The sequence below is a fragment of the Streptomyces sp. NPDC046862 genome, assembly GCF_040704615.1.
Lineage (GTDB): Bacteria > Actinomycetota > Actinomycetes > Streptomycetales > Streptomycetaceae > Streptomyces.
Genome location: NZ_JBEYXP010000004.1, coordinates 237075 through 263552 on the forward strand (window position 1 = coordinate 237075; position 26478 = coordinate 263552).

Sequence of the window (26478 nt, forward strand, 5' to 3'; positions counted from 1 at the left end):
CGACGAGCCGTCGGCTGGCTCAGGGCGCTCCCGCGACGTCCGGAGGCAGCGGCAGAGCCAGACGCTCAGCGGCGCAGATAGACGGACTTGTGCTCGACGTACGCCGCCAACCCCTCCGGACCCAACTCCCGCCCCAGCCCGCTGGCCTTGACGCCCCCGAAAGGTGCGCCCAGGTCGATGTTGTAGAAGTTCACTCCGACCGTGCCGGTGCGCATCCTGCGGGCGATCTCCAGACCCTTTTCCTCGTCGGAGGTCCAGACGGTGCCGGCCAGGCCGTACGGGGAGTCGTCGGCGATCGCCACGGCCTGGTCGACGTCGTCGTACGGAATGACCACCAGGACCGGGCCGAAGATCTCCTCGCGGGCGACGACGGCGGAGTTGTCCACGTCCGCGAAGACCGTCGGCTCGACGAACCAGCCCCGCTCCAGGCCCGCGGGCCGGCCGCCACCGGTGACCACCCGTGCGCCACCGGCCCGGCCGGCGTCGATGTAGGACTCGACGCGGTCGCGCTGTCGGGCCGAGGCCAGCGGGCCCACCCGGGTGGCCGGGTCGGACGGGTCCCCCACCCGCAGGGAGGCCGCGAGGGCCGCGACGGCGTCGACGACCTCGGTGTAGCGGCTGCGGGGCGCGAGGATGCGGGAGCTGGTGTAGCAGGTCTGTCCGGTGTTGAGCAGGCAGGCCCAGGCGAGTCCGCGTACCGCCTGGCCGAGGTCGGCATCGTCCAGCACGATGGCCGCGCTCTTGCCGCCGAGTTCCAGCGTGGCGGGTCGCAGCAGCCGCCCGCACACCTCCCCGATGGCCCGTCCGGCCTCGGTGGACCCCGTGAAGGCCACTTTGTCGACGCCGGGGTGGGCGACCAGGTACGCGCCGGTCTCGCGACCGCCGGTGACGACGTTGACAACCCCGTCCGGGATCCCGGCCTCCTGCGCGGCGTCGGCGAGTTGGAAGGCGTCGAGCGCAGTCTCGGGCGCCGACTTGACGACGACGGCGCAGCCGGCCGCGAGGGCGGGCGCGACCTTGAACATCATGAGCGACTGAGGGAAGTTCCAGGGGACGACGACGGCGACCACCCCGACCGGCTCGCGGCGCACCACGGTGGTCCCGGGGCCGGGGAACGCGGGGCGCCGCTCCTCCTGCGGGGTGGTGCGGGCCAGTTGGGCGAAGTAGCGCAGAGTCCGGGCGGGACCTGCCCCCTCCACCGGGCCGGACACCGCGATCGGCATGCCCATTTCGGCGGTGACGATCCGCGCGGTCTCCTCGGCCCGCCGTTCCAGCGCGTCGGCGAAGCGGTCGAGGGCCGCCGCCCTGGTCTCGCCGTCCCAGGACGCCCACGGCGACGCGGTCAGCGCCTGCCGGGCCGCGGCGACGGCGGCGTCGACGTCGGCGGGGGCGGTGTCGGGCGCCTCGCCCACTGGTTGCTCGGTGACGGGCGAGATCACAGTGAGGGTGCCGGGCGCGGTACTCGGTCGCCATACGCCTCCGATGAAGAGGTGTTCGCGGCGGTGGCGGAACTCGGTTGCCGAAGGCATGGTCTTGGACGGCGCGGTTCGCGATGACATGATCAACTCCCAGGAAGCAGTACGGGCTTGACGGTCACGCCGGACGCGGCATCCCGCTCGGCGGTGTTGATCTCGCTGAGCGGATAGGTCCGCACCAGGCGTTCGACGGGGAAGCGGCCCTGCCGCCACAGTTCGATCAGCTGGGGAAGGAAGCGACGGGGTACGGCGTCGCCCTCCAGGATCCCCATCACGGTCTTGCCGGTGGACAGAGCGGCCGGGCCGAGGACAAGGTCCCGGGACTGGGCTCCGACCAGGCCGATCGTTCCCCTGACCCGCAGGCTGTCGACACCGTCCCTGATCACCTCCGGAACCCCGGTGGTGTCCAGGACGTAGTCGGCCCCTCCCCCGGTGATCTTGCGGAGCCGGCGGGGTACGTCGTCGGCGTCGCCCAACAGGACAGGTGTGGCGCCGAGTTCCTGGGCCAGGTCGAGCCGGCTCTCGTGCAGGTCGACCGCCACGATCGTGGCGGCTCCGGCGACCTTGGCCGCCATGACGGCCGCCAGCCCCACGCCGCCCGCACCGACCACCACGACGCGCGAACCGGCGCGGACGCCGAGGGCGAGCAGGATCGATCCGGCGCCGGTCTGGATGCCGCAGCCCAGGGGGGCGAGGAATTCCAGCGGCAGATCCGGGTCGACGACGACCGTGTTGCGTACGTCCACCACGGCGTGGGTGGCGAACGAGGACTGGCCGAACCAGCGCGAGGCAACGGGCTTGCCGTCGGCGTCGGTCACCGGCTGGCCACCTCCCTCGATCCCGGTGCCGGTGAGGTTGCGCTGGAGGAACGACCGGCAGTAGGCGGGGTGTCCGCCCAGGCAGTTCTCGCAGGCGCCGCAGTGGTCGAACGACAGCAGGACGTGGGAGCCCACCGGCGGCTCCGTCACGCCGGGCCCGAGGGCCTCGACCACCCCGGCTCCCTCGTGGCCCGCGATGATCGGCGGCCGGGCGGGGAAGCCCTGGCCGCGCGGCAGCACGTCCGTATGGCAGAAGCCCACCGCGGCGATGCGCACGAGCACCTGTCCGGGCCCCGGGTCGGCGATGTCGACCTCCTCGACCACGAAGGGCCCGTCACCGGCCCTGAGTACCGCTGCCTGCATGCGCATGTCCGCTCCCGGGGGTCCGTCCGCGTATGGGTCCGCGCGTATCGGTCCGCGTCCCGTGACCGACGCTACTGTTGACCGTACGAGCGGTCAACAGTAGCTTCATGGCTACCACCCGCACGACGAAGGAGCCGAGCGTGGCCCTCCCCGTACAGTCCCCGGAGATCCAGGATCAGCCGGAGCAGCCGGAGCAAGAGGCCGCCGCGGTCCTGCGCCGCGAGGGTCCGGTCGCCGTGATCACCTTGAACCGGCCCCGGGCGATGAACGCGGTCAACGCGGCGATGTCGACGGCCGTCGGCCACGCCCTGCGGGAACTCGACGAGGACCCGGAGCTGAGCGTCGGCGTGATCACCGGGGCGGGACGGGCCTTCTGCGCCGGCGCCGACCTGAAGGAGCTGGGAGCCGGCCGGCCGGTCAGTGCTCCCGGGCATCCCGAACGGGGGTTCGCCGGGCTGGTGCGCCACGTCGTGGACAAGCCGCTCATCGCCGCCGTCAACGGCTTCGCGCTCGGCGGCGGCACCGAGATCGTGCTCGCCTGCGATCTCGCGGTGATCAGCGAGGACGCGCAGCTCGGGCTGCCCGAGGTGAAGCGCGGGCTCGTCGCCGCCGCCGGTGGGCTGCTGCGGCTGCACCGGCAGATCCCGCCCAAGGTCGCGGCCCACGCCGCCCTGACCGGTGAGCCGCTGGACGCGGTCACCGCCCTGCGCTGGGGCCTGGTCAACGAGGTCGTGCCCGCGGACCAGGTGGTCGACCGTGCCCTGCGGCTGGCCCGGCAGATCGCGGGCAACGCGCCGCTGGCCGTCCGGGCGAGCAAACGGATCATGCGGCGCAGCGCCGAGTACGGCTCCGACTGGGGCCCGTCGATCTGGGACATGAACGAGGCCGAGTTCGGCGAGGTCCGCCGCAGCGAGGACGCCAAGGAAGGCCCGCGGGCCTTCGCCGAGAAGCGCCCGCCCCGGTGGCAGGGCAAGTGACAGCCAAGGAGACAGCGGTGCAGTCAGCGGTGATCGTCGATGTCGTACGTACGCCCTCCGGCAAGGGCAAGCCGGGCGGCGCGCTGTCCGGAACGCACCCGGTGGAGCTGCTCGCCACCGTCCTGAGCGCGCTGCTGCGGCGCAACAAGCTCGACCCGGATCTCGTGGACGACGTGATCGCCGGGTGCGTCGGGCAGAACGGTGAGCAGTCGCTCAACATCGCGCGCAACGCGGTGCTGGCCGCCGGGCTTCCCGAGACGGTGCCGGCCACAACCGTCGACCGGCAGTGCGGATCCAGCCAGCAGGCCGCACACTTCGCGGCGCAGGGCGTGCTCGCGGGCGCGTACGACATCGCGATCGCCTGCGGTGTCGAGTCCATGAGCCGGGTGCCGATGTTCTCCGCCGTCCAGGGCAGCAACCCGTACGCCCCGCTCGCCTCGCGGTATCCCGACGGCCTGATCCAACAGGGTGTCTCGGCGGAGCTCATCGCCGCTCGCTGGAAGATCGACCGGCAGGAGCTCGACGCCTTCGCCGCGCGCTCCCATCGGCTCGCCGCTGCGACCGCCGCGTCGGGCGGCTTCGACGGCGAGGTCGTCCCGGTCGGCGGCCATGAGACGGACGAGACGGTCCGGCCGACCACCACCCCTCAGGCCCTGGCCGGACTGAAGCCGGCGTTCCTCGACGACGCCACGGGCAGGCGCTTCCCGGAGATCGACTGGCGTGTCACCGCGGGCAACTCCTCCCCGTTCACCGACGGCGCCTCCGCCGCGCTCATCATGAGTGAGGACAAGGCCGCCGCCCTGGGCCTGCGCCCCCGCGCACGGTTCCACTCCTTCGCGGTCACCGGCAGCGACCCGCTGCTGATGCTCACCGGCGTGATCCCGGCGACCGTCCGCGTGCTGGAGCGGGCGGGTCTGGCCATCGACGACATCGACGCCTTCGAGGTCAACGAGGCCTTCGCCGCGGTGCCGTTGGTGTGGCAGCGGGAGACCGGAGCCGACCCGGACCGGGTGAACCCGCGCGGCGGTGCCATCGCCCTCGGCCATCCCCTCGGGGCCTCCGGCACCCGGCTGCTGACCACCCTGGTCAACCACCTGGAAGCCACCGGCGGCCGTTACGGCCTGCAGACCATGTGCGAGGGCGGGGGCATGGCCAACGCCACGATCATCGAGCGGCTCTGAGCCCTCCCCATTCGAGCACCTTCAGAGGAGACCCCCATGCATCTCTCAGGCAGCGCCGCCCTCGTCACCGGCGGCGCCTCCGGGCTCGGGCTGGCCACCGCGCAGCGCCTTGCGGCGGCCGGGGCCCTGGTCGTCATCGCCGACCTCCCCTCCTCGGCGGGCGAGGCGGTCGCCAAGGACCTCGACGGCCAAGCCGTCTTCGCGCCCGCCGATGTCACCGACCCCGAGCAGGTCGCGGCCGCGCTCGACCTCGCCGGGGACGCGGCACCACTTCGAGTGGTCGTCAACTGCGCGGGCATCGGCGACCCCGGCCGCACCGTCGGCAAGGACGGACCGCTGGCGCTGGAGCGCTTCCGCCGGGTGGTGGAGATCAACCTGGTCGGCACGTTCAACGTGATCCGGCTCGCCGCGCAGCGGATGCAGGACACCGAGCCGACCGCGCCGCAGGGCGAGGAACGCGGCGTCATCGTCAACACCGCCTCCGTGGCGGCGTTCGACGGACAGATCGGGCAGGCCTCGTACGCGGCCTCCAAGGGCGGCATCGTCGGCATGACCCTGCCGATCGCGCGGGAGCTGGCCGCGAGCCTGATCCGTGTGGTCACCATCGCCCCGGGTCTGTTCGCCACCCCGATCCTGAACGGGCTGCCGGACAAGGCACGTCGTTCGCTCGGCGCCCAGGTGCCCCACCCCAGCCGACTCGGCGATCCCGACGAGTACGCCGCACTGGTCGAGCACATCGTCGCCAACCCGATGCTCAACGGCGAGGTCATCCGCCTCGACGGCGCGATCCGCATGGCACCGCGCTGACGCGGTCCGGCCCCGGCGCGCGACCACCTACCCCCGACGTACCCCGACCCCGACCGCACGATCGAGAGGCGCCGCCACCGTGCACATCCCCATCGACATCGATCCCTCCGTCGCCGAACTCGCCCAACGCACCCGGCAGTTGGTGCGTGACGTGGTGATCCCCGTGGAGACCGAGACCGGCGGCCGGGTCCACGACGGCCCCGAGAAGGTACGGCGCCGGTTGCAGGACGCCGCCCGCGAGGCAGGCCTGCTCGCCCCGCACGTCGGTCGGGACCGGGGCGGGCTCGGCCTGAACACCCTTGCCCAGGCCGTCGTCTTCGAGGAGGCGGGCTACTCCCTGCTCGGTCCGCTCGCACTGAACATCGCGGCACCGGACGAGGGCAACATGCACCTCCTGGAGAAGGTCGCCACCGAGGAGCAGAAGCGGCGCTACCTGGCCCCGCTGGCCGCCGGTGAGATCCGGTCCTGCTTCGCGATGACGGAGCCGGCCCCGGGCGCGGGTTCGGACCCCAGCGCGCTGGCCACGACGGCCACGCGAGTACCCGGAGGCTGGCGCATCGACGGCCGCAAGTGGTTCATCAGCGGCGCGCGGGGTGCCGGGTTCGCCATCTGCATGGCCCGTACCAGCGGTGCGCCGGGCGACCGGGGCGGGGCGACCATGTTCCTGGTCGACGCCGACCGGCCCGGCATGACGATCGAGCGGGACATCGACACCCTCGACGAGGGCCTGTTCGCGGGCCACAGCGAGATCGTCTTCGACGGCTGTGTCGTCGGCGACGAACAGGTCCTCGGTGAGGTCGACCGGGGGTTCGAGTACGCGCAGGTGCGGCTGGCGCCGGCCCGGCTGACGCACTGCATGCGCTGGCTCGGCCTGGCGCGGCGCGCGCAGGACATCGCGCTGGAGCGGGCGAGCACCCGCGAGGCCTTCGGCTCGCGCCTCGCCGAACTCGGCATGGTCCAGCAACAACTGGCCGACTCCGAGATCGACATGGCGGCCGGTCGGGCACTCATCCACGACACCGCCCGGGTCCTGGACAGCGGGGCACGCGGCGCCCAGGAGTCCGCCATCGCCAAGACGTTCGTCGCCGAGGCGGTGGGCCGCGTCGTCGACCGCTCCGTACAGATCTGCGGCGCCCTGGGGATCTCCTCCGACGTCCCGCTCTCCCGCTTCCTGAGCGAGGTCAGGGCCTTCCGCATCTACGACGGCCCCTCCGAGACCCACCGCTGGGCCATCGCTCGACGCGCCGTCAGCCGCCACGCACGCCACCGTGAGGAGACCGCGACATGACCGCGACGGACATCACCACGCCGGCCGGGTCGCCGATCGGCCTGGACGTCGACGCGTTGGGGAAGTGGCTCGGCGAGCTCGTCCCCGACTTCGACGGCCCGATCCGGGCCCGCCTCCTCCAGGGCGGCAGGTCGAACCTGACGTACGAGATTCAGGCGGGCCCGCACCACTGGGTGCTGCGTCGCCCGCCGCTGGGCACCCTGACGCCCAGCGCCCATGACATGGCACGTGAGTACCGCGTCGTCGCTGCCTTGCACGGCACCGGCGTGCCGGTGGCGGCGCCGGTCGGCCTGTGCGAGGACCACTCGGTCATCGGAGCCCCGTTCGCGGTGGTGCAGTTCGTCGACGGCATGGTCGTCCGCAGCGCCCAGGACGCCGCGCTGCTCAGTGCCGCCGAGCAAGGGCGGTGCGCGCTGGCCCTGGTGGACCAGCTGGCAGCGCTCCACGAGGTGGACCCAGAGGCGGTGGGGCTGACGGAATTCGGCCGCCCCGAGGGCTATCTGGCACGGCAGCTGAAGCGCTGGCGCAGCCAGTGGAACCTGGTCGCGACGAGGGAGACACCCCTCGTGGACCAGCTGGTCATGGCTCTGGCCGACCGCCTGCCTCCGGCGGGCCCGAGCGGCATCGTGCACGGCGACTACCGCCTGGACAACACCATCCTCGATCGCACCGACCCGGAGCACGTCCGCGCGATCGTGGACTGGGAGATGGCGACTCTCGGCGACCCGCTCGCGGACCTGGGCATGTTGCTCGTGTACTGGGATCCGGTCAGCGAACCGGTGCTCGGTGTGCGTCACATCCTGCACGGCAACCCGGGCTTCCCCACCGCAGGCGAACTCGCCGAGCACTACGCCTACCGGACCGGCGAGGACCTGAGCAATCTGCCCTTCTACCGGGCGCTCGGCTACTTCAAGCTCGCGGTGATCGCGGAAGGCATTCACGCTCGTCACCTCGCAGGCCAGACCGTCGGCGACGGCTTCCACACCATCGGCGACGCCGTACTGCCCCTGCTGTGGGCGGGGTCCGCCGCACTCGCCGGACTGGACGCGACATGACCCGCACCGCGCTCATCACCGGAGCCTCCCGCGGTATCGGTGCGGCCGTCGCGCGGCGCCTGGCCGCCGACGGCTGGGATCTGAGTCTCGCCGCCCGCTCCCCCGGGCCCCTGCGCTCGCTGGCCGACGAACTGCGAGCCGATCACGGAGTGCACGTGCACACGGCGCCGGGTGACATGGCCGAGGAGGCCAACGTCCGCGATGTGGCGCAGCAGCACCTCGCGGCGTACGACGGCCGGCTGGACGCGCTCGTGCTCAGCGCGGGGATGGGTCAGGCCGGCGCGATCGCCGACTTTCCCCTGGCCCGGCTGGACAGGCAGTACGCCGTCAACCTGCGTGCCCCGTTCCAGCTGGTCCAGGAATGCCTGCCCGCGCTGCGCGCCACGGCCTCCCGGCCACCGGACGGCACCGGCGTACGCCACGGCACCAGAGTGGTGGCCATCGCCTCCATCACCGGCGTCACCGCCGAGCCGTCGCTGGCGGCCTACGCGGCGACCAAGGCGGCCGTGCTGTCACTGTGCGAGTCGGTCAACGTGGAGGAGTCCGAGGCCGGCGTCTCCGCCTGTGCGGTGGCACCCGGGTACGTCGACACCGACATGACGTCATGGATGCACGAGCGGCTGGCCCCAGAGGACATGATCACGGCGGGGGACGTCGCGGAAATGGTCTCGTCCGTGGTCGGACTGTCCCGTACGGCCGTGGTCCCCAGCATCGTGATCTCCAGACCAGGCCGTCGTCTCTGGCGGGCCTGAGAGTCGACGCCCGTCAAGGCCGGGCGTGCAGGAAATCCACTCGTCCGCTCTATTGACCGTACAGGCGGTCAGTTTTACTGTGGCCGCACCGCACTCCCCCTGAGAGCCGGTCCGGCGGCCACCCCCCGCACCGCCCCCGCGACCCGCCGGGGCAGATCATTCCGCCACCGACCCACACTCGCCGCCCTCTCCGGCCGTTTCAGCAACGGCCGGCGGCCAGTACCGGAGGAATCGCACATGGCGACAGCGACACCACACACGGCCGAGAACGGCGGTTGCCCGGAACCCGGCAGCGATCTGCACAGCATCCTGGACTTCTGGAACGCGGCCACGCCGGACGCCGAGGCGCTGGCGGAAAGCGACCGGCGCTGGACCTGGAGCGGCCTGGCGGACCGGGTCGCACTCCTGGCCGCCGCACTGGCCGCGGACGGCCTGCGCCCAGGCCTACACTTCGCGACCCTCAACAAGAACAGCTCCGCGACGATCGAGGCCACGCTCGCTGCGGCCAGGGACGGATACGCACACGTCATCGTCAACTGGCGGCTGAGCCCCGACGAGGTCGAGTACGTCCTCGCCGACGCGCAGGCCCAAATCCTCGTCGTCGGCGCCGAGTTCCTCCCGCAAGTGGAAGAAATCCGGGAGCGGCTGCCCCACCTGAGGAAGGTCATCGTCGTCGGCGGCGACACGGACGAGTACGAGAACTACCTGACGTCCGCCACCCCCGTGCCCCGCAGCCACCGGCCCGAGCCGGACGACTGCGTACTCCTGCTCTACACCTCCGGCACCACGGGATTCCCCAAGGGCGCGATGCTCACCCACCGCAGCCTGGGAGCGCACTGCGCCTCAGCCGCGGAGGCGTTCGGCTTCTCCCACGACAGCGTGAACATGGTGGCCATGCCGCTGTTCCACGTCGGCGGCATCAGCTGGGCCCTGATCGGCCTCTGGACGGGCGCCCGCACGGTCCTCGTCCGGGACGTGGTCCCGACCGCCGTCCTGGAACAGATCCGGCGGGAAAGGGTCACCCACGCCTTCTTCGTCCCGACGGTCTACGAGTACTTCCTGGCCACGCCCGAACTCGACAAGGCGGACCTGTCCAGCCTGCGGTGCCTGGGCTACGGCGGATCCCCGATGCCGCTGCCGCTGATGCGACGGTGCCTGGAGCGGTTCACACAGGACTTCTACCAGGTGTACGGGATGACCGAGGCGTCCGGGGTGTTCAGCGTCCTGGGACCGGACGCCCACCGCGACCCGGGCCGGGCCCAGTTGCTCACCTCGGCCGGCAGGCCTGTGGCAGGCGTACAGGTCCGGGTCGCCAGCCCGCTCACGGGGGAAGAGGTGCCGCGCGGTAGGACCGGCGAATTCTGGATCAGGTCCGAACAGGCCATGGCCGGGTACTGGGACAAGCCGGAAGCCACCGCCGAATCCTTCAGCGACGGATGGTTCCGCACCGGAGACGCCGGCTTCATGGACGACGACGGCTTCCTCTTCATCCGCGACCGCGTCAAGGACATGATCATCTCGGGTGGCGAGAACATCTACCCCGCCGAGGTCGAGCGGGTGATCAACCAGCACCCCTCCGTGGCCGACGTGTGCGTCATCGGCGTTCCCGATCCGACCTACGTCGAGGCGGTCAAGGCCGTCGTCACCGTGGCGTCCGGTGCCGTGGTCGACGCCGCCGAACTCATCGCCTTCTGCCGTGCGCGCCTGGCCGCCTACAAGTGTCCCAAGACGGTGGAGATCGTCCAGGAACTGCCCCGCACCGCCACGGGCAAGGTGCTCAAGCGCGAGCTGCGCAAGACGTACTCGAACAACACCGACAACAGCTGAACCACAAGCAAAGGATCTGACGATGAGCTACTTCACCAGCGCGGAAGAGGTCTACCTCTACCTCGGCGGCGTCTTCCGGGAGGCCAACAGCCACCCCGAGGTCGGCCCGGTCCTCAAGGCCTCCGGGATCACCCTCCGACTCGACTACACGGGCCCGGACTCGTCCATCACCGTGCTCATGAAGGAGCCCGAGATCGTCGTCATCGAGGGCGATTCCGACCTCGACCCCGACGTCCGGCTCGCGATGTCGGCCGACAACGGCAACAAGTTCTGGCGCGGCGAGTACAACGTCGCGGTCGGACTGGCCAAGGGGCAGGTCAAGGCCAAGGGCCCGGTCACCCAGATCCTCAAGCTGGTGCCGCTGACCAAGCCGTTGTTCCCGGTCTACCGCGAACTCGTCGGCAAGAAGGACGCCGGTAACTGAGCCCCCTCGACACCCCAAGGCAGGTCGGTCAATGACGACAGATACCAAGCACTACCGGATGTACATCGACAGCGCGTGGGTGGACGCGGCCGGCGACCCGTTCGAGATGGTCGATCCCGCCACGGGCCAGGTGTTCGCCACGGCGGCCAGGGGGCGGACCGAGCACGCCGACCTCGCGGTGGCCGCCGCGAAGCGGGCCCATGAGCGCGGCGAGTGGCGCGGCAAGAGCCCCGAGGAACGGGCGGAGGTGATGTCGGCGATCGTGGCGAAGCTCTCCGAGCGGATGGACGAACTCGTCGAGCTGCACATCAAGGAGAACGGCGTCACGATCCGGCAGGCCATGGCCTTCCACGTCGGCTACTCCATCTCCCATCTCCAGTATTTCGCCGACCTGGCCCGGAGTTACGCCCTCGAGCGCCCCGGCCCGCAGCTGTCCTACCCCACGCTCGCCACCGGAGTGGTTCGCAGGGAGCCCATCGGCGTCGTAGCCGGCATCGTGCCCTGGAACTTCCCCCTCCTGCTGGCCGTCTGGAAGCTCGGCCCTGCCCTCGCCGCGGGCAACTGCATCGTCCTCAAGCCGGACGAGAAGACCCCCCTCACCCTCCTCGCCCTCGCCGAGGCCGCCCACGAGGCCGGACTCCCGCCGGGCGTCCTCAACATCGTCACCGGGGAGGGCGAGGAAGTGGGCGCGCGGCTGGCCGTACATCCGGACGTACGCAAGATCGCCTTCACCGGCTCGACCGCCGTCGGCCGCGAGATCAGCAGGCTGGCGGCCGACAACGTCAAGCGGGTCACCCTGGAACTCGGCGGCAAGGGCGCCAACATCGTGCTCGCCGACGCCGACCTGGACACGGCGGTCGACGGCGCCCTGTTCGCCTGCATGCTCTACTCGGGGCAGGCCTGCGAGTCCGGCACCAGGCTGCTGCTCCCCGAGGCTCTGCACGACGACTTCGTCGCCAGGCTCATCGAGCGGGCCAAGACGATGAAGATCGGCGATCCGGCCGAGTTCGACACCGACCTCGGCCCTGTCGTCTCCGCCGAACAGCGCGAGCGCATCCTCGGATACATCGAGCTGGGGCAGAAGGAAGGCGCCACCCTCGCATACAGCGGTTCCGTGCCCGAGGGCCCGGGGTTCTGGGTGGGGCCCACCATCTTCACAGGTGTCCGCCCGGACATGCGCATCGCCCAGGAGGAGATCTTCGGCCCCGTCCTCTGCGTCATCCCCTACGGCAGCGTCGACGAGGCAGTCGCCATCGCCAACGACAGCGAGTACGGGCTGTCGGCGGGGGTCTGGAGCGAGGACGTCGACGCCGCCCTCGAGGTGGCGCGCCGCCTCGAGTCAGGCACCGTGTGGATCAACGACTGGCACATGGTCAGCGTCGAATACCCCTTCGGCGGCGTCAAGCAGAGCGGCCAGGGCCGCGAACTCGGCCCCCACTCGCTCGACGAGTACACCGAGGAGAAGTTCGTCCACATCGACCTGTCGCGCCGGCTGGACCGACGGGTCTACGACCTCGTACTGCCGCCCGTCGCGGACCGCACCAAGGAGAACGTATGAAAGGGAACGCCGCCGTCCTGAGGGAACCCGGCGCCGAACTGACGATCGAGGAGGTCGAGTTCGGCGAGCTGGCCCCGGATGAGGTACTGGTCAGGATCGCGGGCGTCGGCGTCTGTCACACCGACCTCACCGCACAGTCCGGCGGCGTCCCGCTGCCGCTCCCGGTCGTGCTCGGCCACGAGGGCGCGGGCGTGGTCCACGCCGTCGGGGACGCTGTCGAGACGCTCTCGGTGGGCGACCACGTCGTCCTGAGCTTCGACTCCTGCCGGGAATGCGCGACCTGCAAGGCCGGGCACCCCGCCTACTGCGAACTGTTCGCCGCGCTGAACTACTTCGGCACCCGCCTCGACGGGACCGCGACCATGAGCCGCGGCGACGAGGACGTCCACGGCAGTTGGTTCGGCCAGTCCTCGTTCGGCGCGTACGCGGTGGCGAGCGTCCGCAACACGGTCAAGGTCGACGACGACGTGCCGCTCGACATCCTCGGCCCGCTCGGCTGCGGTCTGATGACCGGCGCCGGCACCGTGTTCAACGTGCTCCGGCCCGCCGCCGGCCAGAGCCTGGGCGTCTTCGGTCTCGGCGCGGTCGGACTGAGCGCGGTCATGGCGGCCAAGGCGGCCGGGTGCACGACCATCGTCGCGGTCGACCTCAATCCGGAACGGCTGAAGCTGGCCACCGAACTCGGCGCGACCCACGTGATCGATCCGTCGCAGACCAAGGACGTGGGCTGGGCCATCACCGAGATCACCGGAACCGGGCTGGACTTCACCGTCGACGCCGTGGGCCTCGGATCCGTCGTACGCCAGGCGGTGGAGGCCCTGCGCTCCCCCGGCGTCTGCGCCACGCTCGGGCTCCAGGGCCTGGAGAACGAGATGACCATCGACCAGGGGCATCTCCTCATCGGCCGCACCCTGACCGGCGTCATCGAGGGCGACGCGGACCCGCACGACCTCATCCCCAGGCTCATCAAGCTCTGGCGGGCAGGCGACTTCCCCTTCGACCGGCTGGTCGAACGCCGCCCCTTCCACGAGATCAACGAAGCGATCGCGTCCGCCCGCTCCGGGCAGGTCATCAAGCCCGTACTGGTCTTCGACGCCCCCTGACACAGCACTTCGCACATGTCGATGCCCATGACTTCGACTGGGTCGAGCAGATCCTGCATCCGGAGTGCGTCATCGAGGCACCGGGGTTCCAGCAGAAGGGACCCGAGATGGTCACCATCTGGATGGCCGGGTTCTTCGCCGCCTTCCCCGACCTCGCGCACCGGCCGCACCGGATCGTCGCCGCGCGGGACGAGGTCGCCGTCGAGCTGGAGGTGACCGGCACCCACACCCAGGACCTCGCGGCGCCCGACGGCAACGCGATCCCTCCGACAGGACGGCCCATCCGGATCGGGCTGGCCGAGTTCTGGCGCCTGCGCGACGGGCGGGTCAGCGAATACCGCGTGTAATACGACCACTTCGAATTCCTCACGCAGCTCGGCCTGACGAACTGACGTACTGAGGACCGGCAATGTTGAGCGGGGCGCGTCCGACCGAGGGCGCGCCCACGGTCGCGCGCTCCTGACGCACTATGTGCTGCGTGGTAGGCGCCCGCGTCATGCCCACAGCCGGTGGAGGCAGCGGCGCCCGTCGCGGGTCAGGACGTCGGTGACGGCGCATAGTGGTGGGCAAGATCGGTGACGAGGTCGCTGAGGTGAGCCCTGGCTTCGGTGGGGCCGTGCACGGTGATGGCGCTTCCGAGCGGCAGTAGTGCTCGTAGCGCGCTCAGCTGGACGCGCCCTGGGCGAGGCCATGAAGAAGACCCCGCCGCCCCCTCCCTCGGCCGCCGAGCTCACCCCTGAGCAGTTCGCCGCCGAACAAGCCGCCGACCAAGGCGAAGGTCGTCCTGCTGCCGACGGGTCCGAGACCCAGCACGCTTCCACGGCTCCCGTGACGACCGCGACGGAGGGCGACCCGACTGGGACGGACCCCGAGGAGCCACAGCCCCACATCTCACCGGCCGTCGGCGTCGTACCGAGCGGCCCTGCTCAAGCCCCAGTTGCAGTAGTGCCTGCGGTGCAGTCGGTGCCCCTTGGGCATTCGCTGCAGAGGCAGGAACAATTCGCCCGGGCTGCCGAAACTGCGGCACCCCCCGCCCAGCCCACGCAACTGATCGAGCACGTTCCGCAGTCCGCTCCGGCCCCTGATACCAACACGAACTCAGGGGTGTCCCCGACCGCAGAGATTGCCGTCCGGCCAGCCGTTTCTCCGGTCCCGGGCGGTATGGCTTTCCCGGTGAAGAGCGATGTTCCGGGGTCTCGCCAGGAGCAGAACACGCGATCGGAGGCAGCACCCAGCGAGGGAACCCCCGTGGGCTCAGGGACCCGGTCGGCCCAAGGACATCCCCGAGACAGCCGTCGTACTCAACCAGCGCATCATCACACGCGAGAGTCTCGACTCGTCGGTCCCCGCGGAGTTGAGGCTGAAGCGGCGGCTCAAGCGCTTCGCGCTGGACAACGAACTCGATCACCTGCCCATCGGTGACATCGTCTCGGTCGCGCTCGACGAGTGGCTCACCGCCCGCGACTTCTGACACGCCACAATGCGCAAGGGGCGGCCTCCAGCTGGCTGAGTTACTCGGCCGCCCCTTCCACCGACTATTTCAATAGCCCAATAGGCGGCTAACTAGCCGCCTAGTCAAACCGGCTGGAGGAGCCTGAGTGCCCGACCTCTCCCACCACGCCCGACGACTTCGTGACATGGCCGACGCGCTCGAAGCCCAGTCCCAACCCGCCGCCGATCCCCTCACCCCACATCCCGACACCCTTGCAGTCATCGCCAACCGCCACATCAATCGCGGACAGCTCAACTACGCGGTGCCGGACGTCCTCCAGCTCCAACGACGCATCCGCCGCTACAACGCCGATCACGGCACACCCCACGGCGACATCGTCGCCACCGCCCTCGACATCTGGCTCCGCGCCAAGGGCTACCCACCCGACCTCACCCCGCTCAAGCCGCAGGCTCCATGAGCGTCGGACAGCGCGCCCACGCGGACCGGCGGGCCCCAGGCCCCTGCGCCGCGGCTCACGTACAGCTGGGTGTCGCCGTACCGCTCCAGGCCTGCGACGGTGGGGTTGGCCAGCTCGGCGAGGAGGTTCCCGGGCCAGAGCTGGCCTCCGTGGGTGTGGCCGGAGAGCTGGAGGTCGACTTCGTGGCGGACGGCGTCGTGGATGACGACGGGCTGGTGAGCGAGGAGGACGACGGCGCGGGAGCGGTCGCGCTCGCCGAGCGCCTTGCCGAGGTCGGGGCCCTGTCCCTCATCTTCGCCCTGGAGGTCGTTGACGCCCGCCAGGTCGAAGCCGGGCAGTTCCGTGCGGGCGCTCTCCAGCGGGCGCAGCCCCAGGTCCCGTACCTTGTCGACCCACTGTTCGGCGCCGGAGAGGTATTCGTGGTTGCCGGTGACGAAGTAGGAGCCGTGCCGTGCCTGCAGCCGGGCGAGTGGTTCGACGGCCGGTGCGAGGTCCTCGACGTTGCCGTCCACGAGATCGCCGACGACGGCGATCAGGTCGGGTTGGGTGGCGTTGATGGTGTCGACGACCCGCTGGGAGAAGCCGCGGCCCAGGATCGGGCCGAGGTGGATGTCGCTGACCACCGCGATCCGGAAGCCGTGCGCGCTGCGAGGCAACTTGGCCAGCGGAGTGGTGAGCCGCTTCACCTCAGGACCACGGAGTACGCCGTACGTGCCGTAGCCGACGGTGCCAAAAGCCACAGCCGCGGCCGCGCCGCCCACCACACGGGAGACGAAGAGACGGCGCGAGGGAGCGGAACCGGACGAGTGCTCAGGCTCCCGTCCGCGCGGGCGTTACGGCACCGTGACCGGCTCGGCAGTGCCACGCGCGGTATCGGAGTCGCCGAGCCCCGCCCCACCGGACCGTGTCTCGCCGATCGTGACGAGCAGATCCTGGTCCTCCTCAAGACCGGGCCCCGTCTGACCGTGTGGCCGTGGAGTCCACCGCCGGTGAAGACCGTCGCGCAGCGTCCGCGCCGGGCCGGGCGAACCACCACCGCAGCACAGGGCGGACGGCCTCGCCTGCCAGCAGCGCGAGCAGCAGATACAGGAAGAGGGCCAGCCACAGGGTTCCGGGCCAGGCAATGACGCGGTGGAGGACGAACGGGACTCCCGCGACACCGCCGGTCAGGGCGCCGATCGTGAGCACCGGCCCGGCCACGAAGATGGCGTTGCCGACTCGCCGTGGGATGGAGCCCGGGAGCGAGGTCTCCCGTACAAGACGGCTCCAGGCATACCAGTGGAGCGTGACGAACACCGCCAGAACGGCGACTGCGAAACGGAATCTGAGGCGACTCGGCGTGCACGATGGTGCGCGCGGGAATGAGTATTCCCGGACCACCTGAATCCCGGTCCTCATGGACGGTCCGCAGGCGGGAGCGCCTGGGCGGTCGCACGGTCGGATCAGGTGTGTGTGATGGCCCGTGCGCCGGCGATGGCGGTGAGCCGGAGCTTGGTCTCGTCCTCACTGCCAGGCACGGCGGTCATGATGACGATCTTGAGCTCGGAGTCGCCGTCGGTCAGGACATCGCAGTCCACCGTGACCGGGCCCACCGAGGGGTGGTCGATCGTCTTGTGGTCCTCGCGGTGCGCGGCCACCTCTCCGGTCGCCCACAGATCGGCGAACCTTTTGTTGCCCGCGTTCAGCTCGCGGATCAGCGTGGCCAAGCGGGTGTCCTGAGGGAAGCGTCCCGTGGCGCGGCGCAGGTCGGAGACGACGGCGGCGTCGGTCGCTTCGCGGTCCGCCTCGGTCACTGGCCACTGCGCGAGATGGGCGGGGCCGGCGTCCACGGGGAACCTGTCGCGGGCGAAGTTGCGCAGTGACGGTGGCGAGGCGGAGGGGTCGCCGAGCAGGGCGGCCCACCCACGGTTCCACCACACCAGTTGCCAGTCCGCCGCGAACACGGCAACCGGCACGTCCCCGAGCCGGGCGAGCACTCGCTGCATGCCGGGCGGGAGATGGCCGGAGATCGCACCGTCCACCGGCGGGACGAGCTGGGCCAGTCGGTACAGGTGGTCCCGCTCGGCGGTGGAGAGCTGCAGGGCGCGTGCCAGGGACGCCACTACCGGCGCTGAGGGGGTCGTGGCCCGCCCCTGTTCCAGGCGCACGATGTAGTCGACCGATACTCCAGCAAGATCAGCCAGTTCTTCGCGCCGCAGGCCGGCCGCCCGGCGCCCGCGGGCCACCGGCAGCGCGGCGGCCGACGGGGGCAGCCGGTCCCGCCACGTGCGGATCATCGCGCCCAGTCCGGTTCCGGATACTGTCGACATGGTCTTTATTTTCCCGCATCCCCCGTCGTGTGTGTGGGCGTGAGGGTGGTACTGGTCTTCCTACCGTTGAAGCGTCCCTGGTTCGCCTCCCTCGGCGGGACCATGGTTGAGGGCAAGGCGATCACCTTCTTCACCGGAGCCAACGTGGTTCTCGGCCGTGAGACCGCCCGCCGCCTGATGGAGGGCGCCAGACCGTGCTCGTCGGAGCCTGCAACCACGAGCAGGGCGAGAAGGTCGCCGCCGCGCTCGGCGCACGCTGAGATCGACGTCTACTGCCAGGGCGAGACCGCCTGGCCGTGTAACCGGCCGCGCCGGGCCGGCAGTTTCAGGCGACGTGGACACCATGAAGTCGCTGAAACGTACGCTGCCCGCCCCCGCCTTCCAGTGCTGGGGCACCTCACTGCTCGACTCCGCTCGCCCTTCTTCCGGGCTTGTGGCTGAATCCCTCGGTTCTGCCACCCGGACAGTCGTCCGATGCGCAATTGGCGGACCGCGGTCCGCTTGACTCCACCTGCGGCGGACACGTGCAGAGCGGGTGGCCGGGCCCTGCGCCGGCCCCGCCTCACGTGTCGTTGAGCCATTCCCGATCTGTAGAAGAAGGCTGACGATGGCCCCATCGACGACCAGCACCATCACGTTACGCGTCAACGGCGAGCAACACACACTGCCCGTCGACCACCGCACCACTCTGCTCGACGCTCTGCGCGGGCGACTGGACCTGACGGGCACCAAGAAGGGCTGTGACAAGGGCAGTGCGGTGCCTGCACCCTCCTGCTCGATGGGCGCCGGACCGTTTCCTGTCTGCAGCTCGCGGTGGCGGCCGGGGGTAGGGAGATCACCACTGTCGAGGGCCTGGCAGACGGCGAGCGGCTGCACCCGGTGCAGCAGGTGTTCCTCGAGCTGGACCGTTACCAGTGCGGCTACTGCACTCCGGGGCAGATCTGCTCGGCCGTCGCGGTGATCGAGGAACACGCATCCGGTTGGCCAAGTGCCGTGACCGACGACGTCCGGCCCGAAGCCGCGCCGCCGTCCCTTTCCGCGGAGGAGATCCGGGAGCGGATGAGCGGAAACCTGTGCCGCTGCGGCGCGTACGTGGGGATCACGGAAGCCGTTGCTTGCGCCGCAGCAGGTGCGAGCACGCAGGTGGCAGCGTGAGGGAGTTCAACTATCAGCGCGCTCAAGACGTAGCCGGCGCCCTCGCGCTGCTCGACGACGAGCCGGAGGCGCGATTCCTCGGCGGTGGTACCAACCTCGTCGACCTCATGAAGTTGGGTGTCGAACGCCCCGCCCGGCTCCTCGATGTACGCGGACTCCCCTTCAATCGCATCGAGGTGACCGAGGACGGCCGCCTGCGCATCGGTGCCACGGTCACCAACAGCGACCTCGCCGTCCATCCCGAAGTCCGGCGGTGCTACCCGGCGTTGCCCCAGACCGTACTCGCCGGCGTCTCCGGGCAGCTGCGCAACATGGCCACCGTCGGCGGGAACCTGCTCCAGCGCACCCGCTGCGGCTACTTCGCCGACGTGACCAAGCCGTGCAACAAGCGCGTGCCCGGCAGCGGCTGCCCCGCCGTCGAGGGTGAGCATCGCAACCACGCGATTCTGGGCGCTTCCGAGCACTGCGTGGCCACCCACCCGTCCGACATGGGCGTGGCGCTGACCGCCTTCGATGCCGTGGTCTCTTACGAAACGGCCGGCGGGCCGGGCGAGTTGCCGCTGGCCGACTTCTATATGCCGGTGGGGGACTCTCCGCACCGGGAGACGGCGCTGCCGCCGGGTGCGCTGATCACCGGCGTGACGCTGCCGCCCACCCCGGTCGCTGCCCGTTCCCGTTACCGCAAGGTGCGCGAGCGTGCGTCGTATGCTTTCGCGATCGGTTCTGTCGCCGCCGCGCTCGACGTCCGCGACGGCGTCGTAGGGGATGTGCGTCTGGCCTTCGGGGCGGTCGCGTCCCGGCCGTGGCGGGCCCGCGAGGCCGAGCGCGTGCTGACGGGAGCACCAGCCGACCTCGAGAGCTTCGCCGCCGCCGCGGTCGCTGAACTGGCCGCCGCGAGGCCGCTGCCGCACAACGCCTACAAGGTGCCGCTGATGCGCGACCTCGTGGTGGCCGTACTGACCGAACTCACCGAGGAGTCCGACCGATGACTACCACCACGGCACCCACCGCCAAGACCGTCGGCGCCTCGCACGTCCGTGTCGAGGGACGGGACAAGGTCACCGTCGCCGCCCGCTACGCGGGCGAGGTCCCCTTCGCCGACCTCGCCCACGGCTGGCTCGTGCTGTCCACTGTCGCCCGCGGCCGCGTCCGTTCGGTGGAGAGCGCTCCCGTCCTCGGCATACCGGGCGTGCTCGCGGTCCTGCACCACGGCAACGCCATGCCGGTCAACGCAGACATCGTCCTGCCCCCGCTGAACGTCAGGCCGCATCCGGAGGTCGCCCTCTTCCAGAGCGACCGGGTCGCGCACGTGGGCTGGCCGGTGGCGCTGGTCGTCGCCGAGCCGTCCGAGCAAGCCAGGGAGGCCGCCGAGGCGCTCGTGGTCACTACGAGCAGGAACCCCATGACATCGCCTTCTTCGCCGACCGCCCCGACACCTACCCGGTGACCGGCATCGCTGGGCCGGGACTGACGGAGAAGGGGGACACGGGGGCAGAACTCGCCGCGTCGGCTGTCGTCGTGGACGAGGAGTACACCACCCCGCAGGAGCACCACAACCCGTTGGAGCCCCATGCGACGACGGCACGGTGGGACGGCGGCCGGCTCGAGGTCGTCGACTCCAACCAGAGCAGCGGCAATGTCGTCGGCCAGCTCGCGCAGCTGTTCTCGCTCGACCCCGCCTCGGTGCGGGTACAGGCGGAGAACGTCGGCGGCGGCTTCGGCAGCAAGGGACCCATCGGCGTTCACCAGGTGGCCGCTGTGATGGCAGCGACGCTTGTGCAGCGCCCCGTCCGGGTTGTACTGACCCGCCGTCGGATGTTCTCGCTCAACGGTTACCGCAGCCCCACGATCCAGCGGCTCAGGCTGGGTGCGGACGCCGACGGACGGCTGCGTGCCCTGGACCACCGCTCCCTGAGCATGACCTCGACCGGGTACCAGTACGTCGAGGCGGCCGCCGCGATCTCGCGGGTGATGTACGACGCCGACGCTCACCGCACCGCCAACGAGGTGGTCCCGCTCGATGTTCCGTCCCCACAGTTCCTGCGCGCGCCCGGTGAGGCACCGGGGGCGTTCGCGCTGGAGTCGGCGCTCGACGAGCTCGCCGAGAAGCTCGGCATCGACCCGATCGAGCTGCGGGTGCGCAACGAGCCCGACGAGGGGCCGGTGTCCGGGCATCCGTTCAGCAGCCGCAATCTGATCGACTGCTTCCGGGAAGGCGCCCGCAGGTTCGGCTGGGCGGACCGCGACCCACGGCCCGGTATGCGCCGGGACGGACGCTGGCTGATCGGTACCGGCGCCGCGGCGTCCAGCTACAAGGTGCTGGCCGCGCCGTCCACGTGCGCGGTGACGGCGGAGGCGGACGGCACCTTCACCGTGCGCATCGCCGCCTCCGACATCGGAACGGGGGCGCGGACCGCGCTCACCCAGATCGCCGCCGACGCGCTCCACGTGGCGCCGGACAAGGTCCGGGTCCACATCGGGGACAGCGACTTCGGCCCGGCCGCATCCGGTGCCGCCTCCATGGGCACCCGCTCCTGGGCCTGGGCCGTCAAGGCCGCTGCCGGGGAACTGCTGAAGCGGCTCTACCCGAGCGCCACCATCCCGCCGGAAGGCATCACCGCACACTCCGACACCACCGCGGCCATCGTCGCTCTCGCGCAGCAACAGCCCAAGGAACGGCACACCTTCGGTGCCCAGTTCGCCGAGGTCGCCGTGGACCCCGCCAGCGGCGAGGTGCGCGTACGGCGCATGCTCGGCGTCTTCGCGGCCGGGCAGATCGTCAACTCGCTGACCGCACGGAGCCAGTTCATCGGCGGCATGACCTGGGGTATCTCCATGGCCCTTCATGAGGAGGCCACCCTCGATCCCGTCACCGGCGGCCTCGTCGGTGCCGACCTCGCGGGCTATCACATCGCCGCGCACGCCGACGTATCCGCCCTCGAGGCGTACTGGGTGGACGACCCGGACCCCGACGACCCGGTGGGCATCAAGGGCATCGGCGAGGTCGGCAACGTCGGCGCCGCCGCGGCCATCGCCAACGCGGTCTGGCACGCGACCGGGGTCCGCCACCGCCACCTGCCCATCCGGCCCGACCGGGTCCTGACCGAGGGGGCCCCAAGTTCTGGACATCGCCGAGGAGCTGAGCCGTTGGGTCGAAGAGGTCAGGACCTTCGCCGTCGCCACCGTCGTGGCGGTGAGCGGCAGCAGCCCGAGAGGGCCCGGCGCCGCCCTCGCCGTGAACGCCGAGGGGACGGTGATCGGCTCCGTCTCCGGCGGCTGCGTGGAAGGTGCGGTCTACGAGCTGTGCCAAAAGGCCCTGGCCGAGGGCAAGCCAGTCCTCGAGCGCTTCGGCTACAGCGACGAGGACGCCTTCGCGGTCGGCCTGACCTGCGGCGGGATCATCGACATCCTGGTCACGCCCCTACTCGCCGGGACGCCCGTCGGCGTGGCATTCCGGTCCGTGGTGATGGCCGCCGCCCGCGGTGAACCGGCGGCACTGGCCCGGGTGGTGCGCGGCCCTGCCGGCCTGCTGGGCACCGGCCTCCTCGTGCGCGCCGACGGCTCCTACGAGGGAGGACTCGGCGGCCCTTCGGAGCTGGACCGGACGGCGGCAGCCGCGGTGCATGCCCTGCTGAACGCCGGTCGCAGCGGCACGCTCGACCTGCCGGAGGACAGCTCGCTCAGCCCCCTCGGCCTCACCCTGCTCGTCGAGTCCCTGTGCCACCACCCCGCACGATCGTCTTCGGGGCGATCGACCGCGCCGCCGCACTCCTCCGCGTCAGCAAGTTCCTGGACTACCACGTGACGGGCTGCGATGCCCGCCCCGTCTTCGCCACCCGGGCCCGCTCCCCCGACGCCGACTACATCGTCGTCGACTGGCCGCACCGCTACCTGCGGAACCCGGAAACGGACGGGCCGGACAGCCGCCGACTCAGTCACACTCGGTATCGGACTGATGTCCGCTTGAATGAAGGCTCACCATAGCGGGTGAGCGGGCTCGGCCTGAGTGGGCGGTGCACGTCCTCGTCCCGCTGTCCGAGGCCGCCGAGCCTCACGGATCCGTCACGAAGGCACCCCCGTTCGGGGCGGTCGCCTTCGACGGCCCTCTGCTCCCTGCTCCCAACGGCACACAGCACGCCGAGCCCGGAGTGCGACGGAGACGCGTTCGGTTGGAGTAGGCCGCCGCCGTGCACCTGGGGGAAGGGGACGGCGGCGGCCCTGACGCCCCGCGGTGTGGCGTCGTGAGCCGCCGCCGGACGCCGGTGGGAACGCCCGGGTGGCCGGCGGGTGGACCGGCCCGCCCAGGCGTTCAGAGCAGGGCTTCGGGGGTGATGGGCAGTTCGCGGATGCGGCGGCCGGTGGCGTTGAAGACCGCGTTGGCGACGGCGGGCGCCACTCCGACGATGACGATCTCCCCGAGTCCCTTGACGCCGATCGGGTCGGCCTCGTAGTCCTGCCCGTCGATGTATGTCGCCTTCAGGTCGGCGGGGATGTCGGCGTGGACCGGTACGAGGTAGTCGGCGAGGTTGGCGTTGACGATCCGGCCGTCGCGGTGGTCGGTGACCGTGTGCTCGAGGAGGGCCTGGCCGATGCCGCCGACCATGGCTCCGATGGCCTGGCTGTCGGCGAGTCTCGGGCTGATGATCCGGCCGGCGTCGTACACACCGACCATGCGCCGGACCCGTACCAGGCCGAGCGTTGCGTCGACGGCTACTTCCGCGAAGGTCGCGGCGTAGGCGTAGTAGGAGAACTTCTCCGATCCGGACGGCCCGGCGTACGAGCCGACCGCTTCGAGGTGGGTGAGGTTGTTGCGGGCCAGGAGCCGCTGGTACGTCTCCCCGCGCGCGGGGTTGCCCTTGACGTACAGCCGGCCGCCGCGCACCACGATGTCGGCGGGATCGGCGCCGTACAACGGCGATCCTTCGTCCTTGACCGCGAGGTTGATGGCCTGCTTGCGCAGTTTGTCGCCGCCGTCCTGGACGGCGGAGCCGACACTGGCCATGGTCTGCGAACCGAAGTGGCCGGGGGCCGGCGGCATGCGGGAGTCGCCGAGCCGGAAGGTCACCTGGCGCATGGTCAGGCCCAGGGCGTCGGCGGCGACCTGGGTCATGGACGTGGCCGTGCCGGGACCCATGTCACTGGTGGCGGACTGCACCAGGGCGGTGCCGTCGGCATCCAACCTGAACGAGGCCTGGGCCTGGCTGCGCATGGTGTCGTACACACCGGCGGCCATCCCCATACCGATGAGCCAGTCACCCTCCCGCGTCGAGCGGGGCTCAGGGTTGCGCCGGTGCCAGCCGAACTCGTGAGCGCCCACGCGGTAGCACTCGCGCAGGCGGCGGGTGGAGAATGGCAGCCCGTTGGACTCGTCGGCGGCGGGTTCGTTGCGCAGCCGCAACTCGATCGGGTCCACGCCCAGTTCGTGAGCGAGCTCGTCCATCGCCGACTCGACGGGGTAGGCGCCGCTGGCGTAGCCGGGGCCGCGCATGTTTGTCGGCGTGTTCACGTCCAGCGGTACATGCTCGTACACCTGGCGGACGTTGGGCGTGCTGTAGAGCATCCGGCCAGGAACGAGAACCCGTTCGCTGAACGTCTGATAGCTGGAGGTCTCGGCGCGGACGTCGTGCGCCGACGCGGTCAGGCGGCCCCGCCGGTCGCTGCCCAGTCGCAGTCCGTACTCGTACGCGGGCCGGTATCCCACGCCGAAGTACGTCTGCCTGCGGGTGAGCGCGAGTTTCACGGGGCGTTTCACCTCGCGGGCGGCGATGGCCGTGATGACGGTGTGCACCCAGGTCGGGCCGGCGCTGCCGAAGCCGCCGCCGACGACAGGCGCGATGATACGGACCTTGTCCGCCGGCATGCCGAACTCGGCAGCCATGGTCATCACGGCCCCGCCCACCCAGTTGGTCTTCTCCCAGAGAGTGAGTTGGTCGCCGTCCCAGTGGGCGACGGTGCCGGCCGTCTCCATCGGGTTGTGGTGATTGCGGGCCATCCGGTACGCCAGATCCAGCTTCACGTCGGCGGTTTTCATGGCCGCGTCCGCGTCGCCGCGCGTATAGGTCTCGGGATCGTCCGCGGGGTCGGCGGCGCCTATGTCGGTCGAGACAGGCTGGGCATCATAGGAGACCTTCACCAGGCTCGCGGCGTGCTGTGCCGTCTCCAGCGTGGTCGCCACCACGACCGCGACGGGCTGACCGAAGAACCGGACGCGGTCCTCCTGGAAGGCCCGAAGCTCGTCGGGTGGCGGCCACCACCCCTGCAGAGGCGCGAGCTTGGGTGCGTTGAGGTGGCTGATCACCTTCAGGACGCCGGGCTGGGCGAGGGCGGCGCGGGCGTCGATGCCGGTGATACGTCCGCGGCCGACACTGCTGTCGACGAGGACCGCGTGCACGACCCCGTCGGGGCTGTTGTCGGCGGCGTACTTCGCTCTCCCGGTGACCCTCAGCCGTGCGTCGACCCGGTCCACCGACGCGCCGACTGCTGCCTGTGGCTGGCTCACTTGGTGCCTCCTACGGTGCGCAGCTGGCGTTCGACGGTGCGCTTGAGCAATTCCACCTTGAAGCGGTTGTGCTGGAGGGGGTGGGCCCCGTCCGCCGCCATCTCGGCCGCCTCGGCCCACAGGGCCTTCGAGGGCCGCTCGCCGATGAGCCGCTGTTCGACGGCGGGCAGCTTCCAGGGCACGGTGCCCACTCCCCCGGCGGCCACCTTCGCCTCGCGGATCACACCGCCACGGAGGTGCAGGGCGACGGCCGCCGAGGTGAGGGCGAACTCGTACGACTGCCGGTCACGCACCTTCAGATAGCCGGACCTGAGCGGGCGCGGATGGGCCGGAACCTCCACTGCGGTGATCAACTCGCCCTTCTGCAGGGCCTGTTCACGGTTCGGAGCGCTGCCCGGCCGCAGCAGGAAATCGGCCAACGGTACGGTACGCTCGCCGTCCGGGCCCAGCAGGTGCACACTCGCCTCCAGCGCCGCGAACGCCACGGCGGCATCGGAAGGATGCGTGGCCACACAGGACTCGGACGTACCCAGGATCGCGTGGGAGCGGTTGAAACCGTCCAGGGCCGCGCAACCGGAGCCCGGCTCACGCTTGTTGCACGCGGCGGAGACGTCACGGAAGTAGGCGCAGCGGGTGCGCTGCATGATGTTGCCGCCGATCGTGGCCATGTTCCGCAGCTGGGGCGAGGCGCTCAGCTCCAGCGCCTCCGAGAGCACGGGAAACAGGGCGCGCACCTTGGGATGGGCCGCGGCCTCGGCCATCCGCACCAGCGCGCCGATCCGCAGGCCGCCGCGTTGCGTGACCGTCACCTCGTGCAGGGGCAGCGCGCTGATGTCGACCAGCGTGCCGGGGCGTTCGACGGTCTCGCGCATCAGGTCCACCAGAGTGGTGCCGCCCGCGATGTAGCGGCCGCCGCGCCGGCCGGCGGCGAGTGCCTCACGGGTGTCGGAGACCCTGGCATAGGTGAAGGGATACAT

At 70.8% G+C, this 26478-nt stretch carries 18 protein-coding genes and 4 pseudogenes; 16 read left to right on the forward strand and 6 right to left on the reverse strand.

Annotation, left to right across the window (positions count from 1 at the left end; all coding sequences use genetic code 11):
* Positions 1-65 precede the first annotated feature (65 nt).
* Positions 66-1559, reverse strand: coding sequence for an aldehyde dehydrogenase (locus AB0959_RS06275; protein ID WP_366825117.1), 1494 nt, complete (start codon positions 1557-1559; stop codon positions 66-68).
* A 2-nt stretch (positions 1560-1561) separates the two neighbouring features.
* Positions 1562-2662 (reverse strand): NAD(P)-dependent alcohol dehydrogenase, encoded by a 1101-nt coding sequence (locus tag AB0959_RS06280; protein WP_366825118.1) that lies wholly within the window; start codon positions 2660-2662, stop codon positions 1562-1564.
* A 101-nt stretch (positions 2663-2763) separates the two neighbouring features.
* Here AB0959_RS06280 and AB0959_RS06285 point away from each other — a divergent pair, with 101 nt between their 5' ends.
* The 12 genes from AB0959_RS06285 to AB0959_RS06340 all read left to right on the forward strand — a co-directional run bounded on the left by AB0959_RS06285 (position 2764) and on the right by AB0959_RS06340 (position 15538).
* Positions 2764-3633, forward strand: coding sequence for a crotonase/enoyl-CoA hydratase family protein (locus AB0959_RS06285; RefSeq protein WP_366825119.1), 870 nt, complete (start codon positions 2764-2766; stop codon positions 3631-3633).
* 17 nt (positions 3634-3650) lie between these two features.
* Positions 3651-4814, forward strand: coding sequence for a thiolase family protein (locus AB0959_RS06290; RefSeq protein WP_366825120.1), 1164 nt, complete (start codon positions 3651-3653; stop codon positions 4812-4814).
* A gap of 36 nt (positions 4815-4850) precedes the next feature.
* Positions 4851-5621 (forward strand): 3-hydroxyacyl-CoA dehydrogenase, encoded by a 771-nt coding sequence (locus tag AB0959_RS06295; protein WP_366825121.1) that lies wholly within the window; start codon positions 4851-4853, stop codon positions 5619-5621.
* A 79-nt stretch (positions 5622-5700) separates the two neighbouring features.
* Positions 5701-6909 (forward strand): acyl-CoA dehydrogenase family protein, encoded by a 1209-nt coding sequence (locus AB0959_RS06300; RefSeq protein WP_366825122.1) that lies wholly within the window; start codon positions 5701-5703, stop codon positions 6907-6909.
* The gene (locus AB0959_RS06305) at positions 6906-7964 is read left to right on the forward strand and encodes a phosphotransferase family protein (protein WP_366825123.1); all 1059 of its coding nucleotides are present in this window, start codon (positions 6906-6908) and stop codon (positions 7962-7964) included. The genes AB0959_RS06300 and AB0959_RS06305 overlap by 4 nt, the downstream gene beginning before the upstream one ends.
* Positions 7961-8716, forward strand: coding sequence for an SDR family oxidoreductase (locus AB0959_RS06310; RefSeq protein WP_366825124.1), 756 nt, complete (start codon positions 7961-7963; stop codon positions 8714-8716). The genes AB0959_RS06305 and AB0959_RS06310 overlap by 4 nt, the downstream gene beginning before the upstream one ends.
* A gap of 237 nt (positions 8717-8953) precedes the next feature.
* Positions 8954-10543, forward strand: coding sequence for a long-chain-fatty-acid--CoA ligase (locus tag AB0959_RS06315; protein WP_366825125.1), 1590 nt, complete (start codon positions 8954-8956; stop codon positions 10541-10543).
* Positions 10544-10565: 22 nt separating this feature from the next.
* Complete coding sequence (locus AB0959_RS06320) at positions 10566-10967, forward strand: SCP2 sterol-binding domain-containing protein (RefSeq protein ID WP_366825126.1); 402 nt, start codon at positions 10566-10568, stop codon at positions 10965-10967.
* Positions 10968-10998: 31 nt separating this feature from the next.
* On the forward strand, positions 10999-12525 hold the full coding sequence (locus AB0959_RS06325) for an aldehyde dehydrogenase family protein (RefSeq protein ID WP_366825128.1): 1527 nt from the start codon (positions 10999-11001) through the stop codon (positions 12523-12525).
* The gene (locus tag AB0959_RS06330; RefSeq protein WP_366825129.1) at positions 12522-13628 is read left to right on the forward strand and encodes an NAD(P)-dependent alcohol dehydrogenase; all 1107 of its coding nucleotides are present in this window, start codon (positions 12522-12524) and stop codon (positions 13626-13628) included. Before AB0959_RS06325 ends, AB0959_RS06330 begins: the two co-directional genes overlap by 4 nt.
* Positions 13625-13975 carry a nuclear transport factor 2 family protein gene (locus AB0959_RS06335; RefSeq protein ID WP_366825233.1) on the forward strand — a complete coding sequence of 117 codons (351 nt, stop codon included), beginning with the start codon at positions 13625-13627 and terminating at the stop codon, positions 13973-13975. Before AB0959_RS06330 ends, AB0959_RS06335 begins: the two co-directional genes overlap by 4 nt.
* 1251 nt (positions 13976-15226) lie before the next feature.
* The gene (locus tag AB0959_RS06340) at positions 15227-15538 is read left to right on the forward strand and encodes a hypothetical protein (RefSeq protein ID WP_105970034.1); all 312 of its coding nucleotides are present in this window, start codon (positions 15227-15229) and stop codon (positions 15536-15538) included.
* On the opposite strand, the pseudogene AB0959_RS06345 reads toward AB0959_RS06340, so the two are convergent.
* Positions 15496-16840, reverse strand: a pseudogene (locus AB0959_RS06345) (metallophosphoesterase). The gene AB0959_RS06340 and the pseudogene AB0959_RS06345 sit on opposite strands and share 43 nt — an antisense overlap.
* 140 nt (positions 16841-16980) lie before the next feature.
* A complete protein-coding gene (locus tag AB0959_RS06350; RefSeq protein WP_366825131.1) occupies positions 16981-17847 on the reverse strand; it encodes a helix-turn-helix transcriptional regulator in 867 nt (288 codons plus the stop codon).
* Between the two features lie 607 nt (positions 17848-18454).
* Between AB0959_RS06350 and AB0959_RS06355 the strand changes: the two are divergent.
* The 4 genes and pseudogenes from AB0959_RS06355 to AB0959_RS06370 form a co-directional block, all read left to right on the forward strand.
* Positions 18455-19002: pseudogene (locus AB0959_RS06355) on the forward strand (2Fe-2S iron-sulfur cluster-binding protein).
* Entirely contained in the window at positions 18999-19991 is a 993-nt protein-coding gene (locus AB0959_RS06360) for a xanthine dehydrogenase family protein subunit M (RefSeq protein ID WP_366825132.1), read from the forward strand. The pseudogene AB0959_RS06355 and the gene AB0959_RS06360 overlap by 4 nt, the downstream one beginning before the upstream one ends.
* A pseudogene (locus AB0959_RS06365) lies at positions 19988-22107 on the forward strand (xanthine dehydrogenase family protein molybdopterin-binding subunit); the annotation flags it as partial. The gene AB0959_RS06360 and the pseudogene AB0959_RS06365, both read left to right, overlap by 4 nt.
* Positions 22108-22141: 34 nt before the next feature.
* Positions 22142-22899, forward strand: a pseudogene (locus AB0959_RS06370) (XdhC family protein); the annotation flags it as partial.
* 412 nt (positions 22900-23311) lie between these two features.
* On the opposite strand, the gene AB0959_RS06375 reads toward AB0959_RS06370, so the two are convergent.
* Together AB0959_RS06375 and AB0959_RS06380 are read right to left on the reverse strand one after the other, a co-directional pair.
* Positions 23312-25501, reverse strand: coding sequence for a xanthine dehydrogenase family protein molybdopterin-binding subunit (locus AB0959_RS06375; RefSeq protein ID WP_366825133.1), 2190 nt, complete (start codon positions 25499-25501; stop codon positions 23312-23314).
* Complete coding sequence (locus tag AB0959_RS06380) at positions 25498-26478, reverse strand: xanthine dehydrogenase family protein subunit M (protein ID WP_366825134.1); 981 nt, start codon at positions 26476-26478, stop codon at positions 25498-25500. Before AB0959_RS06380 ends, AB0959_RS06375 begins: the two co-directional genes overlap by 4 nt.